Source organism: Rhizobium sp. G21 (assembly GCF_014158035.1).
In the GTDB taxonomy this organism is placed as follows: domain Bacteria; phylum Pseudomonadota; class Alphaproteobacteria; order Rhizobiales; family Rhizobiaceae; genus Rhizobium_E.
In genome coordinates, this window is the sequence record NZ_JACFXW010000003.1 from 234,707 (window position 1) to 253,480 (window position 18,774).

16 protein-coding genes and 2 pseudogenes are annotated in these 18,774 nt (G+C 60.8%); 13 read left to right on the forward strand and 5 right to left on the reverse strand.

Features of this window, described 5'->3' with window-relative positions; all coding sequences use genetic code 11:
* Position 1: 1 nt before the first annotated feature.
* Positions 2–664: a FadR/GntR family transcriptional regulator gene (locus tag H2O14_RS25415; RefSeq protein WP_182830144.1), complete on the reverse strand. Its 663-nt coding sequence runs from the start codon at positions 662–664 to the stop codon at positions 2–4.
* Between the two features lie 172 nt (positions 665–836).
* On the opposite strand from H2O14_RS25415, the gene H2O14_RS25420 reads away from it, so the two are divergent.
* The 3 genes from H2O14_RS25420 to H2O14_RS25430 are packed head-to-tail and all read left to right on the forward strand — an operon-like array spanning position 837 to position 3,855.
* Positions 837–1,730, forward strand: coding sequence for an SMP-30/gluconolactonase/LRE family protein (locus H2O14_RS25420; protein WP_182830106.1), 894 nt, complete (start codon positions 837–839; stop codon positions 1,728–1,730).
* Between the two features lie 56 nt (positions 1,731–1,786).
* Positions 1,787–2,569, forward strand: coding sequence for an SDR family NAD(P)-dependent oxidoreductase (locus H2O14_RS25425; protein ID WP_182830107.1), 783 nt, complete (start codon positions 1,787–1,789; stop codon positions 2,567–2,569).
* Between the two features lie 38 nt (positions 2,570–2,607).
* The gene (locus tag H2O14_RS25430; RefSeq protein ID WP_182830108.1) at positions 2,608–3,855 is read left to right on the forward strand and encodes an enolase C-terminal domain-like protein; all 1,248 of its coding nucleotides are present in this window, start codon (positions 2,608–2,610) and stop codon (positions 3,853–3,855) included.
* 649 nt (positions 3,856–4,504) lie between these two features.
* Here H2O14_RS25430 and H2O14_RS25435 read toward each other — a convergent pair.
* The 4 genes and pseudogenes from H2O14_RS25435 to H2O14_RS25450 all read right to left on the reverse strand — a co-directional run bounded on the left by H2O14_RS25435 (position 4,505) and on the right by H2O14_RS25450 (position 7,349).
* The gene (locus tag H2O14_RS25435) at positions 4,505–4,708 is read right to left on the reverse strand and encodes a YegP family protein (RefSeq protein ID WP_182830109.1); all 204 of its coding nucleotides are present in this window, start codon (positions 4,706–4,708) and stop codon (positions 4,505–4,507) included.
* A 237-nt stretch (positions 4,709–4,945) separates the two neighbouring features.
* Positions 4,946–6,500 (reverse strand): annotated as a pseudogene (locus H2O14_RS29660) (trimethylamine methyltransferase family protein).
* Between the two features lie 48 nt (positions 6,501–6,548).
* Positions 6,549–6,893, reverse strand: coding sequence for a hypothetical protein (locus H2O14_RS25445; protein ID WP_182830110.1), 345 nt, complete (start codon positions 6,891–6,893; stop codon positions 6,549–6,551).
* Positions 6,894–7,016: 123 nt separating this feature from the next.
* Positions 7,017–7,349: a hypothetical protein gene (locus H2O14_RS25450; protein WP_210275620.1), complete on the reverse strand. Its 333-nt coding sequence runs from the start codon at positions 7,347–7,349 to the stop codon at positions 7,017–7,019.
* 268 nt (positions 7,350–7,617) lie between these two features.
* On the opposite strand from H2O14_RS25450, the gene H2O14_RS25455 reads away from it, so the two are divergent.
* The 10 genes and pseudogenes from H2O14_RS25455 (at position 7,618) to H2O14_RS25490 (ending at position 18,704) form a co-directional block, all read left to right on the forward strand.
* Complete coding sequence (locus H2O14_RS25455) at positions 7,618–8,067, forward strand: TetR/AcrR family transcriptional regulator (RefSeq protein ID WP_246697818.1); 450 nt, start codon at positions 7,618–7,620, stop codon at positions 8,065–8,067.
* Positions 8,068–8,071: 4 nt separating this feature from the next.
* Positions 8,072–8,305 carry a hypothetical protein gene (locus H2O14_RS28250; protein ID WP_246697819.1) on the forward strand — a complete coding sequence of 78 codons (234 nt, stop codon included), beginning with the start codon at positions 8,072–8,074 and terminating at the stop codon, positions 8,303–8,305.
* A 201-nt stretch (positions 8,306–8,506) separates the two neighbouring features.
* Positions 8,507–9,982, forward strand: coding sequence for an FAD-dependent oxidoreductase (locus tag H2O14_RS28255; RefSeq protein WP_246697820.1), 1,476 nt, complete (start codon positions 8,507–8,509; stop codon positions 9,980–9,982).
* Positions 9,880–10,917 carry an aminomethyltransferase family protein gene (locus H2O14_RS28260; protein ID WP_246697839.1) on the forward strand — a complete coding sequence of 346 codons (1,038 nt, stop codon included), beginning with the start codon at positions 9,880–9,882 and terminating at the stop codon, positions 10,915–10,917. The genes H2O14_RS28255 and H2O14_RS28260 overlap by 103 nt, the downstream gene beginning before the upstream one ends.
* Before the next feature lie 137 nt (positions 10,918–11,054).
* A pseudogene (locus H2O14_RS25465) lies at positions 11,055–11,333 on the forward strand (ATP-binding protein); the annotation flags it as partial.
* A 382-nt stretch (positions 11,334–11,715) separates the two neighbouring features.
* On the forward strand, positions 11,716–11,991 hold the full coding sequence (locus tag H2O14_RS25470) for a hypothetical protein (RefSeq protein WP_182830112.1): 276 nt from the start codon (positions 11,716–11,718) through the stop codon (positions 11,989–11,991).
* Complete coding sequence (locus H2O14_RS25475; protein WP_182830113.1) at positions 11,991–12,257, forward strand: DUF1488 domain-containing protein; 267 nt, start codon at positions 11,991–11,993, stop codon at positions 12,255–12,257. Before H2O14_RS25470 ends, H2O14_RS25475 begins: the two co-directional genes overlap by 1 nt.
* A gap of 66 nt (positions 12,258–12,323) precedes the next feature.
* The gene (locus H2O14_RS25480) at positions 12,324–12,716 is read left to right on the forward strand and encodes a hypothetical protein (RefSeq protein WP_182830145.1); all 393 of its coding nucleotides are present in this window, start codon (positions 12,324–12,326) and stop codon (positions 12,714–12,716) included.
* Between the two features lie 400 nt (positions 12,717–13,116).
* The gene (locus H2O14_RS25485; protein WP_182830114.1) at positions 13,117–17,157 is read left to right on the forward strand and encodes a glycosyltransferase family 2 protein; all 4,041 of its coding nucleotides are present in this window, start codon (positions 13,117–13,119) and stop codon (positions 17,155–17,157) included.
* Positions 17,124–18,704 carry a glucoamylase family protein gene (locus tag H2O14_RS25490; protein WP_182830115.1) on the forward strand — a complete coding sequence of 527 codons (1,581 nt, stop codon included), beginning with the start codon at positions 17,124–17,126 and terminating at the stop codon, positions 18,702–18,704. Before H2O14_RS25485 ends, H2O14_RS25490 begins: the two co-directional genes overlap by 34 nt.
* Positions 18,705–18,774 lie beyond the last annotated feature (70 nt).

The following is an 18,774-nucleotide window of genomic DNA, read 5'->3' on the forward strand; positions in this document are numbered from 1 at the left end:
GTCAATACACTCCGGCCGCAAGCAGCGCCTTCACGGTCAGGTCAAAATGCTCGACCATCGCAGCTTCGCCCCTGGCCGGATCGCCATTGGCGATAGCCTGGGCGATGGCGAAATGGCCGTCGACGCTTTCCTGGCGGGTCTCGTTGCTGGCGCGACTGGCCCAGCCGATCGGCCATGTGTGGCGCGTCACCACATGGAAGGAGCCGACGATCAGCGAGAACATGGGGTTTTTGGACGCCGCCGCGATCGCCTCGTGAAAGGCGATGTCATGGATCATCACCTTCTGCGGATCATTGAAGTCGCGCTGCATGGCCTCGGCCAGCGCGAAGATCTCAGCGGCTTCGCGATCGGTGCGACGCAGGGCCGCCAGCGCCACCGTGCGGCGCTCGATCGTGCGACGCACGTCGAAGATCTGCTGGATTGTCGTCTGGTTGGTGTGGACGGCATGGTCGGTGATCAGGGCAAGCACGTCGGCGGTGGGGGCGGCAACCCGGGCGCGACGGCCGTTGCCGATATCGATCAGCGTCAGCGCCGCGAGCGAACGATAGGCCTCGCGAACGATGGTGCGGGATGTGCCGGTCATTTCGGCGAAGGCGCCCTCGCTCGGCAACTCGTCGCCGACCTGCAGACCGTTTTCGCGGATATAGGTTTTCACCGACGCCATCACGCCGCCGAGCAGGCCGTCTCCTGCCGCTTCGCGGCGCTCCGTCCTGGCGACATCTGGGGAATTGATGATCAAGCTTTCCTCCAACCTATCATATAGGTAAACCTTACCTTGATTTAGATTCGCCTTTGCCTATTGTCAACGCCAAACTTGGACTGATTTGGGAGAGAGTATGCAGGCCAACATCATGTTCGATGCGCGCGATATCGTCGGCGAGAGCATCATCTGGTCCGATCACGAGCAGGCGCTCTACTGGGTCGATATCGGCGGCAAGCGCATCCATCGGCTGGAGGTCGGGGGCGGCCGCCACGACGCTTGGCCGACACCTGATTTTCCGACCTCCATCGGAATGCGGGCAAACGGCGGCTTCATCGTCGGTCTCGCCCACGAAGTCTGCCTCTGGACGCCGGACGGCAGATTCGAAACGTTGGCGGTCCCCGAACCAAGTCGGCCGGGCAACCGGTTGAACGAGGGGCGCGTGGCGCCCGACGGCTCCTTCTGGGTCTCGACGATGCAGAACAATCTCAACCCGGACGGCACTCCCAAGGATATGGACGGCCATGTCGGCGCCGTCTATCGCGTCGATGCGGCGGGCGCGGTGTCGCGGCTGACGCCGAACGAATATGGCATCACCAACACGATGGCCTGGACGAGCACCGGCCGTTTCCTCTTCGCAGATACCCTGGCGAACGAAATCTACGCCTTCGACTACGATGCGGCGACCAAGACGCTCGCCAATCGTCGCACGATAGTCAGCGGCTTCGAGCGCGGCTTGCCAGATGGCTCGTGTCTCGATTCCGAGGACGCCCTGTGGAATTGCCGCGTTGTCGGAGGGGCGGCGGTGGCGCGGTTCAGCGAGACGGGCGAGCAGCTCGGCCTTGTGGAACTGCCGGTATCCTGGCCGACCAGTTGCGCCTTCGGCGGCAAGGATCTTACGACGCTCTACATCACCTCCGCCCGCTTCACGATGACGGCGCAGCATCTCGAAGCGCATCCCCAGGAGGGCAGCCTCCTTGCGGTGGAGACGGGAATTCGCGGGGCGCCGGAGTGGAAATTCGCCGGTTGACAAACTAGTATGGTAGAATGTTAAGTAAGGCCGAATTAGGGGAGGAGCGCCCGAATATGGAATTCGAGGGCAAAAGCATCATTGTGACAGGCGGCAGTCTCGGCATGGGCCGCGCCTGCGCCGAGCGTTTCGTCAAGGGCGGCGGACAGGTGCTGATCGTATCGAACGACAGCGACTCGGTCGAGCGCGCGGTGGCCGAAATTGGCGGAACGGCGAGCGGTTTCGTGGGCGATGTCCGCAATGGCGCCGACATGGAGCGGGCTGCGGCTGCGGCGGTGTCGCGGCATGGCGGCATCGACATCCTCGCCTGCTGCGCGGGCATCCAGCGCTATGGCACGGTGGTCGATACGTCGGAAAATGTTTGGGATGACGTATTCGACATCAATCTCAAGGGCGTCTATCTCGCCTCGAAATATGCAATTCCGGAAATGCGCAAGCGCGGCGCGGGCGCGATCGTGGCGATCTCGTCGGTTCAGTCCTATGCCTCGCAGGCCGGCGTGGCCGCCTACACCGCCAGCAAGGGTGCGATCAATGCGCTGGTGCGGGCTATGGCGCTCGACCATGCGGCCGAGAGCATCACGGTCAACGCCGTCTGTCCCGCCTCGATCGACACGCCGATGCTGCGCTGGGCGGCCGATCTCTACAAGGGCGACATGAGCCAGGAAGAGATGATCGCGCAATGGGGCAAGGGTCACCCGATCGGCCGTGTCGGCAAACCGGAGGAAGTGGCCGAACTCGTCGCCTTCCTCGCCTCCGACAAGGCGCGGTTCATCACCGGCGCCGATTTCAAGATCGACGGCGGCGCCATGGCCAAGCTCGGCATCGTGCTGCCGGATTGACCCCCATTTTCTTTTTGCATTGCCTGACGGAGACCAGCATGAAGCGGCCCAAGATCACCGATATCCGCGCCACGACCGTAACCGTGCCGCTCGAAGCGCCGCTCCGGCATTCGAACGGCGCCCATTGGGGTCGCTTCGTGCGCACGATCATCGAGGTCGAGACCGATATCGGCATTGTCGGGCTCGGCGAAATGGGCGGCGGCGGCGAAAGCGCGGAAGCAGCTTTCAAGGCGCTCAAGACCTATCTCGTCGGGCACGACCCTTTCGAGCTGGAGCAGCTCCGGTTCAAGATCTGCAATCCCACCGCCAGCCTTTACAACAACCGCACCCAGATGCATGCGGCGATCGAATTCGCCTGCATCGACATTATCGGCAAGTTCCTCGGCGTGCCGGCCTATGACATTCTGGGCGGAAAGATGCGCGATGCGGTCGGCTTTGCCAGCTACCTCTTCTTCCGGTTGCCCAACAAGGATACCGGCGAGGGCGAGATTCGCACCGCCGAACAGCTGATCGAACAAGCGTTGGAGCTCAAGCGCACGCATGGTTTTCGCGCGCACAAGCTCAAGAGCGGCGTCTTCGCGCCGGATTATGAACTCGAAGTGTTCCGGGCGCTGGCCAAGGCAGTCGGCGCCGACACCGTGCGCTACGACCCGAATGCCGCCTTTTCGGTGGAGGAGGCGATCCGCTTCGCCAAGGGCATCGAGGATCTCAACAACGACTATTACGAAGACCCGACCTGGGGCTTCAACGGCATGCGCCGGGTCCGCGAAAACACCCATATGCCGCTTGCGACCAACACGATCGTCGTCAATTTCGAGCAGCTCTCCACCAATGTGCTGAATCCCGCCGTCGACGTCATCCTGCTTGACACCACCTTCTGGGGCGGTATCCGCCCCTGCATCAAGGCGGCCGGCGTCTGCGAGACCTTCCAACTCGGTATCGCCGTGCACTCGTCTGGCGAACTCGGAATTCAGCTGGCCACGATGCTGCATCTCGGCGCGGTCCTTCCGAACCTCGTCTATACCGCCGATGCGCATTACCATCAGCTGGTGGACGACATTATCGTCGGTGGCCCGATGAAATATGTTGATGGCGCAATTGCAGTCCCCACTGGACCGGGTCTCGGCGTTGAGCTCGATCGCGACAAGCTCGGTAAATATTCCGATCTCTACAAGTCGCTCGGCGGTTATCTCTATGATCGCGATCCAGCCCGTCCTGGCTGGTTCTCCTACATGCCCAACACGCGCTGGGCCGATCACACCGACGGCAGGATCGTGGATTACTGACACGGTGCCTAGCGGGGTGGACCGCCCAGCTTAGATCAACAGCCGGTGAAAATCGATGGGACTGTTTATCCGGTCCCTTCTCCACCTCTCGGCGAGAATATCTCCAGCAAGCCAAGGGCGGCAATTATTTCCGGCAATATGTAGCAAGGTTACCGAAGATAATGATGTCTGCCTATTCATGCAATGCTAACGTCATTGGATGGTATATATTCGCAGTGAAGCATTTGTGCATACAATAACCGGCCTCTTTGGCAAGCGGGCCGATCTGTTTAGCGTAGCAGAGCGCATCCGCGATAGGCTTGGCAGAAATCAATAATGGCATAAGAGCGATAGACCGGATGCTTTGCGTTTTGGGCTATACGGGTCATCTAGACGCCGCCATGCAACGCCAGAAGCGGGAGGTGATATTCTGACGTGGGGAGTCGGCTAAGGCCATCATGGGTGAGCTACGCCACACGGAAGGGCCGCTGCCAAGTCGGGATATCGCAAGAGTCATTCTCTCCATGAGCGGTGAAGATGCGGTGATAGGCAATACCTGTCGGCGTTGACTAAGCGGGCAAGCAAAGCCCTCCGGGAGACGAAGGCCGAAGAGCATGTTAAAGAGCGCTGTGGACGCTGAGGGGAATTTGAGTTGTGAAAGGCTGCAAGTTTAAGTTTTCGCATCCTGCGTCACCCATACAGGCGAATTCTCAGAGCCTTTAACTAGCTCAATTCCATGCTCGCAGTCTGATTTTGAATTATAGCCTTCGCCGCCATCGGCAATAATTTTCGTGTTCGACGCTTGGTATTTCCAGCGGTATTCGCCGGCGGTGTCTTTGTAGATTAAGAATGACGGATAAGGACGGTCTGCCATGGTTCTGCCCCCATTAAAGGGTCGGTGCATTTCCTCGCACTGTAGATAATGCACCCTGTTCGCTAGAATACTAGCCCATACGCGCGAAGGGGTGGAACTCCGCCTTGAGGCTGCGGTATCCGCCGCCGGCGAAGGAGAGATAATACCGAACGTTGCCAGTACCTCTCCACGAGCGACTAACGGGATGTTCAAGAGCCGCTCCGAGAAGCGCAAATCAACAGGGTTGAACGCCGCAGCTCAGCTTTCGGGCTCGGCTCCACCCGCCGCCTTGCCCTTTTCGATATAGCCATCCAGCAGATCCGCGATCTCGTCGGCGCGCTCGATCGGGGTGTAATCTTTAAGCGTACGCTTCCAGATTTCGTTGGCCCGCTGTGTTGCCGTCTTCGAGCCGGACTCGGTCCAGGTGCCGAAGTTGGAAAGGTCGGCCACAAGCGGCTGATAGAACGCGGTTCGATACCGTTCCATGGTGTGGGGGTCGCGAAGAAATGGCCGCCCGGCTGTACGTCCTTGATCGCTTCGAAGCCGATTTCCGCCTCGTTGCCCGAAGTCGGCTGGAATAGCTCGGCGAATGTCTGCAGGGCCTCCAGATCGGTGATCAGCTTCTCATACGAGACCGACAACCCACCTTCCAGCCAACCTGCCGCGTGAATGCACAGCGTCGCGCCGCCGAGGATCGATCCCCAGAGCGCAAATTGGCTCTCGTGCGCGGCTTGCGCATCCGAAACATTGGACGCGGAGCCGCCGCCGCTGCGCCATGGCAAGCCAAGATACCTGGCGAGCTGGCCTGCGCCGAGATCGCCTTGACATGCTCCGGGGTTCCGAACGCCGGAGCGCCGGATTTCATATCGACATTCGATGAGAAGCTGCCGTAGACGATAGGGGCGCCGGTTCGGCTCAACTGCGCAAGCGTGATCCCGGCAAGCGCTTCTGCATGTTGCAGCGTCAACGCGCCGGCAACGGTGACCGGGGCCATTGCGCCCGCGAGGCAGAACGGGGTTATGACCGACACCTGTCCGTGGCGGGCGAAATCGATGATCCCACGGCCCATGGGGATGTCGATCTGGCGCGGCGAATTCGTGTTGATCACAGTGTAGGTGTACGGTTCGGACAAGAAGGTCGACTGATCCACGCCGCGCGCCAGCGCGATCATTTCGAAAGACTGTTCGACCTGCGGCGTGCCGCGGGCAAAGACGAAGGGGAGCTTGTCCGATAAAACGAGCTGGGTCCGGGTCACGGCATAGTGTCTGAACTTGAGTTCGACATCCTGCGCTTCGATATAGGGACCCTGTGCGTGCAGGACGTCAAAGCTCTGGTTGATCTTCGCGATTTCTTCGTAGGCCGCCAGAGTGCCTGGCCTGCGTCCACGGTCGATATCCGTCACATTCGGTGCGCCGCAGCCGGCGATGAAGATGGCGCTTCCCAACTCGAAAAGAACGTCGCGCGACGCGTGACCGCCCTTGCCGGTGAAGGATCTGGGTGCCGCGGCGAGGGCGGCTTCAACAATATCCCGACCTATCCGGACCATTTGGGTGTCGTGGTCCACGATCGCGCCGCCCGTCTCGAAAATCTTGCGTGCTTCGGGCAACAGGACCTTGATACCCAGCTCTTCAAGGACGCGAAGCGATGTCTGATGGATCGCCGCGATCTCGTCCGCGGAAAAGACGGTCTGCGGCTGAAAAGTGTTTGTGAGATGGCTATAATCGACGGTTCGTTCCGTCGTCCGGGTAACATCGCCGCCGGATCGTCCGCGCTTGCGCTCCCGCCGGCCGTTGACGTCAGTTCTCTCAGCCATGGTCTATCTCCTTATTCCATACCCGTTGGGACGTCGAAGCCCGTATTTTCAAATTGTCGCAACGCAGTCTTCGCCAGAGCGCGTCGCGGCTCTCGCCGGAAAAGCGGCGACGGCGCTCTGGGCGACACAGGCGGTGCGGGTGTCGCGCATCTTGCCAAGGCCTCGCTGCGCCGTCCCGCGCAGGTTCTCGCTCCCGATCGATCCTCCGACGATACGGCAGCCGGCGCTTGCATAGAGCATGTCTGTCGGGCCGATGCTGCTCTTGCCGTCGCCGCTTTCGCCGCTCAGGCCAAGGACCTCGCCGCGCCGGAGGTCCAGATCGACGCTGTCGACGAGGCAGCCGCCCGGAACCGTTTCGACACGCAAGCCTCGGATCTTGAGAATCTCGTCCATATCAAAGCTCCGCAGAAGCGCCGGTCACGCGGTGTGGCCGTTGGGAGCGACGACGAGGTGGTAATCGCCCAGGATTGCCGTTTTCGTCATACTCGACGAGCACCTTCATGATGGTCAGTGACATCAAGGCCGGGACAGAGTCGTTGTCGATGGCGTGGTCGAAGCAATCCGATGCGGCTCCGCCTTCGAGACCAAGGCGCGTTGCGCCGCCTTTTTGCGTTCTTCGGCGTAGTCCTTGCCGCTCATCATGGGGGTGGAGAAGGCCGCGGCCGCCTCTGTGGCGCAGTTGTATTTCTGAATGTCACGGCGCGTCGCCGCCGGAAGCGAGTTCGAGAAACCAGCCGTTACGACGCCGCCACTCATCACTTTTTCCCTGAGCGAGAAGCCAAAATTTAGCCGTCGCGCCGGCCTCGGTCGGCATGTGGTCAAGCGCGATGTCTGTTCGATCTGGCGCAAGGACATTTGTCTGATGCGCATGTTACTCAGCTTGTCTTTTTACGAAGACATAGCTTTTCCGTTCACAAGTGTCCATTAAATTTTGCCGGGTTTCGCCAAGGAAAGCCCTCAATCCGTTCAACGGGTCTTAACGTGAATATTCCCGGGAAATTAGTCATGGCGAGGCTCTGCGAGCGCCGTCGCCTGAATTGTTTCATTAAGATCTTGTCGCGGTTGAATTATTCCGGCGATATCCGCTAAACAGAGATGGACCTGAAGGAGAGACGGAATGCCGATTCAGCAGATTGATGTCTCCGGCGAAGCGGCAGGCGCCGATTCGGAAAACAACGAGCGAGCTCAAACTCTCACGAGATCTGACTGGTTGGCTCTTGCCCTGGACACCTTGGTTGCGGAAGGCATTGATCGCGTAAAGATCCTGATCATGGCGAAAAAGCTCGGGGTCGCCCGCTCGAGTTTTTACTGGCACTTTCAGAGTACGGACGAACTCCATAAGGCCATGTTGGACGAATGGCTGCAGAAGAACACCGGTCCGATCATGGAGCGGGCCATGCGTCCTGCGCCCGACATTGTCCACGCCGTTAGCTCTGTTTTCGAGTGCTGGGTGGACGAGCACCTTTTCGATCCAAAGTTGGACGTCGCCGTTCGGTTGTGGGGCGAAGATCCAGTGTCGTTCGCGAGGTTGTCGAGCAGGCGGATACGATGCGCGTCGATGCGCTGAAAAAATGTTCCTGCGCTATAATTACCCCGATACGGAAGCGCTCGTGCGCGCCAGAGTCATCTATTTCACGCAGATCGGGCAGTACACGCTCGACACTTTCGACGCCCCCAATATTCGATTTTCTTACGGGGCCGAGTACCTCTACGCCTTTACGGGCAAGATGCCCGACGCGAGGCAGATCGCGGAACTGTATGCCAAGATCAAGCTGTTTTATCCCGATTTTCAGCCTGTGAAATGAGGCGCCAAGCCGTCTCTGTCCACAAATGCGAGACGTGGACGTTCTATGGTGATCAAGTGAAATCAATAACATAGAATGGTGGTGCATTGTCACGTGGATGCCAGTGACGGCCACTCGGCGGAGCGATTCGATCTTTTCTGATTACTGTATGGACACATGTGTACCTTCATGGCACTCTGGAGAAAATTCTGGAGGCTTCCCATGAAGAGTGTTTATCGTGTCGTGATCGTCGGTGGTGGCGTGGTCGGCGCCTCCGTTGCGTATCACCTTGCAAAATTCGGCTGGACGGACATCGCTCTGATCGAGCGTGACGTTCTGACGGCCGGGTCGAGCTGGCATGCCGCCGGGGGCTTTCACGCACTCAACCCCGATCCGAACATCGCGGCCCTTCAGGCCTACACGATCGATCTCCTGACCGAAGTGGGTGAGGAGTCCGGCATCGATATCGGGATGCACATGACCGGCGGCATTTCGTTCGCCACCGATCCCGCGCGCTGGGAGTGGCTGAAGGCGTCCTACCGGACGTTTCAATCTCTGGGGATCAACGACGTCGAGCTGATCGGTCCCGATGAAATCAAGGCGCGTTGCCCGATCCTCAGCACGCATGACATTATCGGCGGTCTCTGGAGCGACCGCGAGGGACATATCGATCCTTCGGCCGTTGTTCACGCCTATGCGCGGGCAGCCAAGAAGCGTGGCGCCGATATCATCGAACACACGAAGGTCGAGGATCTCAGGCAGCGTCCGGACGGAACCTGGGATGTCGTCACCGACAAGGGCGTCGTCCATGCGGAGCACGTCGTCAATGCGGGCGGTCTTTGGGCGAAGAAGCTCGGCCAGATGGTGGGTGTGGATCTGCCCGTCACGCCCATGGAGCACCATTACCTGGTGACGGAGGCCATTCCCGAGCTTCTGGCGATGAAAGGCGAACTGCCGACCATCGTGGATCTGGAAGGTTTCACCTACTCACGACAGGAACAGAAGGGGCTTCTGCTCGGCATCTACGAGCGGGACTACAAGCACTGGCATATGGAGGGCGCTCCCTGGGATTACGGCATCGAACTCATTCAGGAAGACATCGGTCGTATCGAAAACGAGCTCGCACTCGGCTTCCAGCGCTTCCCGTGCCTGGAGACCACCGGCATCAAGCGTTGGGTCAACGGCGCCTTCACCTTCTCCCCGGACGGCAACCCGCTCGTCGGGCCGCTGCGCGGCGTTCGCAACTACTGGGTCGCCTGCGGCGTCATGGCCGGTTTCCTTCAGGGCGGCGGCGTCGGCAAGTCGCTTGCCGAATGGATGATCCACGGCGAACCTGAGGCTGACATCTTCGGGATGGACATCGCCCGCTACGGCGCATTTGCCTCCAACCGGGAATATATCCGACAGACGACCGGTCAGTTCTATTCCCGCCGTTTCGTGATGAGCTACCCCAACGAGCCTCTGCCGGCGGGCCGGGTTCTCAAGCGCCCGGCGGCCTATGAGGCGATGACGCGCGCCGGGTGCCGCTGGGGGCGCGTTGGGGGCTCGAGCAGCCGCTCTACTTTGCGCCGACGGACTTCGAGGAAAAGCCGACGCTGCGACGCTCCAACGCGTTCGAATTCATCGGCGCAGAAGCGCGTGCTGCCCGCGAGGGAGCCGCTCTTCTCGATACGACCGCATTTTCTCGTTACGAAGTGAGCGGGCCGGGCGCCGAGGCATGGCTGGACTGGCTGCTTGCGTCGAAGCTGCCGAAGTCAGGCCGCGCAGCTCTCGCACCCATGCTGGCCGAGAACGGCAAGCTCAAGGGCGACCTGTCGGTCCTCAACTGGGGCGATGGCGTCTGGTGGATCATGGGATCCTACTATCTGCGCGAATGGCATATGCGATGGTTCGCCGACCACATGCGCGACAATGTCGACGTCCGTGACATCTCAGACAGCGTGACCGGCTTTGCTATCTTCGGACCAAAGTCTCGCGACATCCTGCAGAAGCTCACGCATCAGGATGTCTCCAAGGCGGCAATGCCCTTCATGGCCTGCCAGACAATCGATGTCGGCCTGATCCGCGCCAAGGTCGCGCGGTTGTCCATCACCGGCGAGCTGGGTTACGAGATCAATTGCGGCGCGCTTGAGCAATCGACGCTGCGGGAAATCCTTCTGGAGGCCGGTGCGGAGTTCGGAATTCGCGAGGTCGGCTTCAACGCAGTCCTGTCGATGCGCCTCGAAAAGAGCTTTGGCGTCTGGTCGGCTGAATTCACCCAGGCCTATACGCCCGGAGAGACGGGCATGGATCGCTTCATCGCCTGGGACAAGGCCGACTTCGTCGGTCGTAAGCGGGCGCTTGCCGAGCGAAGCCAGCCGTCCGCGAAAGTTCTTGCGACCATCGAAGTGGATGCGGGCGACACCGATGCGTCGGGCTACGAGCCGGTCTGGAAGGACGGCAATCTCATCGGCTACGTCACATCCGGCGGCTACGGCCACACCATCGGGAGAAGTCTCGCCATGGCGATGATCGATCGCGAGCAGGCCACAGCCGGCAATGAGCTGACAGTTCACCTTGTCGGCGACGAATGCAGGGCTGTTGTCATCGACGCCTCGCCTTATGACCCGACAGGCAAGGCCATGCGCGCCTGATTATCGGCGCCGGCGGGGCTCATCACGGCCGCCGGGGATCTCTCGCCCCGCTCGATCGGAGAAAGTCCAAGGCATGACCCGACATTATTCCGCTTTGACCTTGCTCAAGGAAGGACTGAACAACCAGCAAGGCTGGGATTGCCGACTACCTGACCCGGCTCGACTTTATCGTTCTCGGCGAACTCGGCTATCTGCCGTTTGCCCAGGCTGGAGGTCAGTTGCTGTTCCATCTGATCAGCAGGCTGTATGCGCGCACCTCGATCATCGTCGCCACGAACCTCGCCTTCGGAGAATGGCCGACGGTGTTCGGCGACGCCAAGATGACGACCGCGCTCCTCGACCGTATGACCCATCACTGCGAAATCGTCGAAACCGGCAATGAGTCCTGGCGCTTCAAGAACCGCTCTCAAAGCTAAAGCCGAACACGATCATCACCCGCATTTGGCCCGCCCTCTGCAATCCCGGCCAGCGCCGGGCAGGCCAAGTGCTGATCCACGCAGGCGGGGAGGGGGCAATATTGGATGCCGATTGACAAACGAGGCCGAGCTTCACCGAGAACCTGCTCCCAGAGCGTTGCGCTGCTCTTTCGCTGCAAGGATGCGGCGAACACGCTGCTGGAGCCGGGGCGAGCTTTTCGACAGGGCGTTTTGCGCCACTATAGGATATGAGGTTCAAGATCATTGATGATTGCTACTTGAAAATGAATCATGGCGACGCCATGTGTGTGATAGTTGCGGCTCGTCTTGAGGGCGCTGCATTTGAGGATTTAGACTCCTTGCCCCAACAAAGGAGGACGTCATGTCTTCCAGTCTCCACAACGACAAATCCAGTCCTTCCGACGGCGAGCCAAACCGTGGGACATATCGCATCGGGATCTTCGATTATTCCGGGCGGAAAAACACCGACCCTGATGCTTCCGCTGTTGCCTGGTTTGCAGTCTGCAGTCACGCAGCGTCAGAAAAACGGTCGCGCATCCATCTTCTGAAAGAGGAACCTGGCGTCTCAAAATCCGCGTTTGCGAAAATTCGAAGAATTGAAGCGGCGAGCCTTTGGCCAGACGCGGGAGACCGGTGATGGCTCTATCATTTCCCAATCCCGCCCGAAGCTATGACGAGGCCCATTCGCGCGTCCGGTTTCTCGGCCATGACGGAATGTTCGAGGTGAGGTTCTTTGTGCTCGCAGACGTGCTCGCCGGCGAGCACCCGGCCCGGACGCTGGGCGAAAGTGACTATCTCGCCTTTTTCGATGCGCTGCGCTCGAAGATACTCGATGCCGCCCGGCGCGCGTACGGATCCAAGCCCGACAAAAGCATCACCCTCGCCCGGGGTCATTTCGCCTGATGGCGCAACATGGGTTGCGCCGCGATGGCGCAGCGCGAATTCATCCTAACAACAAGGAGAATTGCATTGACCACGGTTACACCGACCAAAGAAACACTGTTCCAACGTTTCGACAGTTATCAACCCTCGAAATCGATCCTCATATGGGCCTGCGGCATGACAGCGGTCGCGACGATGGTTGTCGGATTTGGCTGGGGAGGCTGGGTGACGGGAGGCAGCGCGCTCAAGACTGCGACGGACGCCGGGGAACTGGCGAAGATTGAACTCGCATCGGCAATTTGCGTCGACCGCTTCAAGACCGCGCCGGATTCTGCGACGAAACTGGTGGAGTTGAAGGCTCTGTCCGACAGCTACAAGAGGCGGCAATTCATCGAATCCGGCGGCTGGGCGTCGATGCCGGGGCAGAGTTCGGTGAACGGACGCATCGCCGAACGCTGTAGCGCGGCGTTGTCGGCATGAACCGACACGCGCAGGACCGACCACAGGAGCTCAGATCGTGATCCGTTACGAAAAGCCAGCCGACGCCACAGGCGCCAGGGCGGAGAAAACCCCCTCGATCCGGTTCGCGACGCGACCGCAAAACAGCGAGATACGCTCCCGCCGAAGGAATTGCGTCCGCCGGCGAAGAAGGCAGACGACGTCCCCAATTCGTAGCCAGCGGGCGAAGCGCACCGTCTTCGGCGGAAAAATTCGCTTCGGCCCGCTGCAGCATGAGCCGGCGCCGATCGCGACCTTGCGAGCTCGCTCAGCCGCGTTGAATTCGCTCGCTTCGGTGCGGACACGTCCGCCCTGAGGCGATGATGAACAAGGTCCGTCGCTCAATGTGACGGCCAAAGATCCAACAGATGGAACAACAACAATGAACATCCATCTGAACCGCGCCGCAACCTCCCCCGACATCGAAAGTGTGGCGTCTTGGGACGCGCAGGCGCCGATACGCAGCGATTTCCAGACGCCTTCGGAGCTGGCGGCGCTCGGCCACAGGCTTGCCGCCAAAAAATCCGCCCAGCTCCATAGCTTTGGAGGTCTTCGGTTTCCCGACCAACTCGACAACAACGAGCAGGCGCTGCGCGGCAATCATGCGGCGATCGCGGAGGCGGCGCACAAGAAGCAGATGATCACGCCTGCGGCCGAGTGGCTGCTGGATCATCACCATACGGTCAAGGAGAATTTCCGCCAGGTTCGCCGAGATTTGCCGAAGAAATTCTTTCGTGAGCTTCCCGCGGTCCTCGTCAACGGGACCACGCAGTTGCCCCGCGCCTTTGCACTGACCTGGGAATATGTCGCCCATACCGACAGCACATTCAGACCGGAGACATTGAGCGCCATTGTGGGAGGGTTTCAGGAGGTCGATACGCTGGCGATCGGCGAGATCTGGGCCGTGCCCGCCATTCTGCGCTATGTGTTGCTTGAAAATCTGAGGCGTCTGTCGGACCGGGTGGAGACGTCGCGCCGCATGCGCGAAAGAGCCAACAATCTGGCCGACCAGATGGCGTCCAACGAGCCGGGCGGCGATCTCGGACAATCGCTTCGCGGCTATGACGCCGACACGACGGATACGAGCTTTGTGGCGCAGCTGCTCTACCGCCTGCGCGAAGACACCAATTCCACCTCCAAGGCGCTGACATGGCTGGAGCAAAAGCTCGAGGACCGTTTGAGCGACGCCGAAGAGGTGATGATTTCCGAGCACGCAAAGATCTCGACAGGCAATGTCACCGTCGGCAACATCATTCGCAGCTTGAAGCGCATCGATGATTTCGACTGGACGATCTGGTTCGAGGACATATCCAAGGTCGATGTGACGCTGCGCGATGCGTCCGATTTTGCAGCGCTCGATCCACGCTCGCGCAATCATTACCGCACCACGATCGAAACCATCGCCCGGCGCTCCGACATGACCGAAATGGCGGTGGCGTTGCTCGCAATCGAGAAATCCCGCCGCTATCGGGCCGGTGAAACCAACGGCGACCGTCGCGGCGATGTCGGCTATTACCTTGCCGGCGAGGGATTGGCTGAACTCAAGGATGCCGCCGGCTACCGGGCGCCGGTGAGGGAACGCTTGGGGCGCGCCTATTGCCGAATGGGCGTTCTGGCGCTCGTGGCGCCGACGCTGGCGATTGCGGTCGTCATCCTTTCCTTCGGCGTTTGGTTCCTGATGGGGAGATCGACGGCTGCCGTCGCCGTCCTCCTGCTTCTCGCCACCTTCGCGCTTCCGGCGCTCGAGGCGGCTTCTGCGCTGTTTCGCGCCATGGTGTTTGCGCTCGCCCGGCCGGCCTTCCTGCCCGGCTACGAATTCAAGTCCGGCGTGCCGCAATCCGCCCGCACGCTGGTGGTTATTCCCTGTCTTCTGTCGGACCGCGATACGGTCGCAGCCCTGGTGCGCAATCTCGAGGTTCACTATCTCGCCAATCCCGATCGCGAGATCTTCTTTGCTCTGCTCAGCGATCTCGCTGACAGCAAAAGCGAGAAGACGGCGGGCGGTGCTGAGATAATCGCCTTTGCTGCGGCCGAAATCGATTTGCTGGCGCAGAAATACGCCGCTGTCGGACAGAGGCGGTTTTTCCTGCTGCATCGCCGGCCGCTGCACAATCCGTCCGAAGGCGTGTGGATGGGCTGGGAGCGCAAGCGCGGCAAGCTCCAGGAGCTCAATATGCTGCTGCGCGGCGACCCGGACACGACATTCGGCGCGCCGGACCAACTCCCTGCGGAAGTGCAATATGTGCTGACGCTCGATTCAGATACGCGCCTGCCGCGCGATTCCGCCCGCAAGCTGATCGGCAAGCTCGCCCATCCGCTGAACGCCCCGAGCATCGATCCGGTGTCCGGCCGCGTGACCGAAGGCTATGGCATTCTGCAGCCGCGCATCACGCCATCGCTGACGACGGGCGACGAAGCGTCGATTTTCCAACGCATCTTTTCGCGTGATCGCGGGCTCGACCCCTATGTCTTTGCGGTGTCGGATGTTTATCAGGACCTGTTTGGAGAAGGCTCGTTCACCGGCAAAGGGCTTTACCATGTTGACGCTTTCCATGCGGCGCTGGAAGGGCGGATTGCCGAAAACACGGTTTTGAGCCATGACCTGCTGGAAGGGGCCTTTGCTAGAAGCGCTCTGGTCACCGATGTCGTGTTCATCGAGGATTTTCCGGTCCGGTACAGCGTCGAGGCCTCGCGCCAGCACCGGTGGGTGCGTGGCGACTGGCAATTGCTGCCCTATATTTTCGGCGCCGCGCGCGGGGCCTCGGCGCTGTCGCGTTTCAAGATGATCGACAATCTGCGTCGCTCGGCGACACCTGCCGTCTGGATCGCCTCGTCTCTGCTCAGTTGGAGCCTGCTTGCGCCGGGACCTGCGGCGCTGTGGCAGCTCGGCTTGATCATCGCTTTCTATGTCGGGCCGATCGTGTCGCTGTTTGCCGGCATCGTGCCGCGTCAGGTTGGCGTGACGCCCGAAATCCATGCCCGCATACTGGTCGACGATCTCGTGGACATCATCGCCCAGATCGGCCTGCATGTCGCCTTCATGGCGCACAATGCGGCGCTGATGGTGGATGCCATCAGCAGGACATTGGTCCGGCTGCTCTTTAGCCGCCGGCATCTCATCGAATGGAAGACGACGCTCGAAATCGCCTCGTCGACATCCAGTGATCTCAAAGGTTTCTACCGCTTGATGTGGGCGTCTCCCGGTATCGGCCTGGCCTGCATCGGCCTCGTCTTCGCCGTCAATCCGCAGAACGCGGCCATCGCCTCGGTGTTCGGCTTGATCTGGATGGCCGCGCCGGCCTTGGCGTGGTGGATCAGCCAGACGCTGGAAACCGAGGATCGGCTCAAGGTGTCGGACGAAGACGTAGCGAGCCTGCGGGCGCTGGCGCGTCGCACATGGCGCTTTTTCGAGGTGTTTGTCACTCGCGAGGACAATTTCCTTCCGCCGGACAACTTCCAGGAGGAGCCGACCCCAGTCGTGGCGCACCGCACGTCGCCGACCAATATCGGCCTCTACATGTTGTCGACGATCACGGCCCGCGATATGGGCTGGATCAGCTTTGCCGATTGCGTCCAGCGGCTCGAGCAAACCCTCGCCACCGTGGAGAAGATGGAGAAGCTCAACGGCCATCTCTACAACTGGTATGACACGCGCGACCTCTCGGTTTTGCATCCCCAATATGTATCTTCTGTCGACAGCGGCAATCTTGCGGGGCATCTGATCGTCATCTCGTCAACGCTGAGAGAGTGGTCCGAGGCGCTGACGGTGCATCTGAGCGGCGATGTACGTGGGGTCATCGACACCGTGCGCGTGGTGCGCGAGACGCTCGACGCGATCCCAGACGCGCGACGCGCGATCCGCCCGCTCCGCCGCAGGCTGGAGGAACGCCTGGCTGGCTTGGACGCCACACTGCATTCTTGTCTGAAGGAGCCGGAGCTCGCATCGGTGCGGTCGATCAGCCTGACCAGCATCGCGAGCGAAGTTCGGTCCTGCGCTGGCGATATTGATCACGAGGTCGGCGGCGCGACCTCAGATCTGCTGGTCGAATGGGCGGATCGTTTGCACGCCAATTGCGAAGCCCATTTCGCCGATGCGCTTTCAGACCGTGGACGCTATGGGGACCTGGAGGCTCGGCTGACATCGCTCGGCGAGCGCGCGCGCAGCCTCGCCTTCAAAATGGATTTCGGCTTTCTGTTCAATCTGGAGCGCCGGCTCCTGTCGATCGGCTATAATGGCGAAGACCGGAAGCTCGACGAATCCTGCTACGATCTCTTGGCGTCGGAAGCCCGGCTGACCAGCCTGTTCGCCATCGCCAAGGGCGATGTGCCGAGCGAACACTGGTTCAGGCTCGGCCGACCGGTGGCGATCGTCAGGGGCAGGCGTGCCTGGTGTCATGGTCGGGCTCGATGTTCGAATATCTGATGCCGCCGCTGGTCATGCATGAACGCCAGGGCGGCATTCTCAACCAGTCCGACAATCTGTCGATCGATCGCCAGATCGCCTATGGCAAATCGCTAGACCTGCCGTGGGGCGTATCGGAATCGGCCTTCAACGCCCGCGACCGTGAACTGAACTACCAATATCACAACTTCGGCGTCCCGGGTCTCGGGCTCAAGCGCGAGCTTGGCAGCAATGTCGTCATCTCGCCCTACGCCAGCGTGTTGGCGAGTCAGTTCAAACCGCGTGAAGCGGTCGTAAATCTGGGATGGCTCGCCTCGATCGGGGCGCTCGGCGTCTACGGCTATTATGATGCGGTGGACTTCACCGAAACGCGTTTGCCCGAAGGTCAAAGCTCGGCCGTCGTGCGCAATTACATGGCCCACCATCAGGGCATGTCGATCGCAGCCATCGGCAATGTCGTGCTGAACGGGCGCTTGCGCGACCGTTTTCATAGCGATCCGGTCATCGAGGCCGCCGAACTGCTGCTGCAGGAGCGGGCGCCGCGCGAGATCGTGCCGGTGCGCACGCCGGATGAGAGCGAACCAGTAACGGACGCCGCTGCGGAGCTGGCGACCGGCGCGAAATATCGCGTGATCGCCAATCCATTGAGCGCCAAGCGCTCGGTCGCCGTCATCTCCAACGGCCATTATTCGCTTATGGTCACGGCCACCGGCTCGGGCTATTCGCGCTGGAATGGCCTGGACGTCACGCGCTGGCGGGCCGATCCGACCGTCGACGATTGGGGCTCCTACATCTTCCTTCGGGATGTCGGCAGCGGCGACTGGTGGTCGGCGACGCCTGCGCCGCGCGCCTTTCCGGGCGAGACGGCGAGCACGGTGTTCTCCGACGAAAAAGCCGAGTTCCACAAGACCGCAGGGATGATCGAATCCAAGCTCGAATGCCTGGTGGCCACCGAAAGCGATGCGGAGGGCCGCCGGCTGACTATCGTCAACAATAGCGGCTATGAGCGGCTGATCGAGGTCACCTCCTATGGCGAGCTGGTTCTGTCCTCGGCCGACAGCGATGCGGCCCATCCCGTCTTCTCCAAAATGTTCATCAAGACGGAGATCGGCGCCAGCGGCGACGTCATCTACGCGGCCCGCAACAAGCGCAACGTCGATGAGCCGGACATTCACGTCGCCCATCTCCTGGGCGGATCGGGCGCGCGCGCGCCGGTGGAAGCGGAGACCGATCGGCGCGCCTTCATCGGCCGTGGCCGCGATCTCGCCACCGCCCGGGCTTTCGACGAGAACGCCAAGCTCGAAGGCCATGACGGCTTCACGCTCGACCCGATCTTTTCCCTGCGCCGCACGGTCCGGCTGAAGCCGGGCAAAAGGCGAGCGTTGTGTTCTGGACCTGTGTCGCCCCCAGCCGCGCCGAGCTTGAGACCCAGGTCGCGCGCTATCGGCATGCGGAGAATTTTGACAATGAGGCGGCGCTGTCGTGGACCCGCAGCCAGGTGCAGTTCCGGCATCTCGACACGAGCAAGAGCGAGGCGCTGCTGTTTCAGCGCATCGCCTCCTTCCTGATTTATCCCGATACGCGTCTTCGCCAGGTGCAGACGCCCGGCAATGTCGTGAAGGCCACACAATCCGCGCT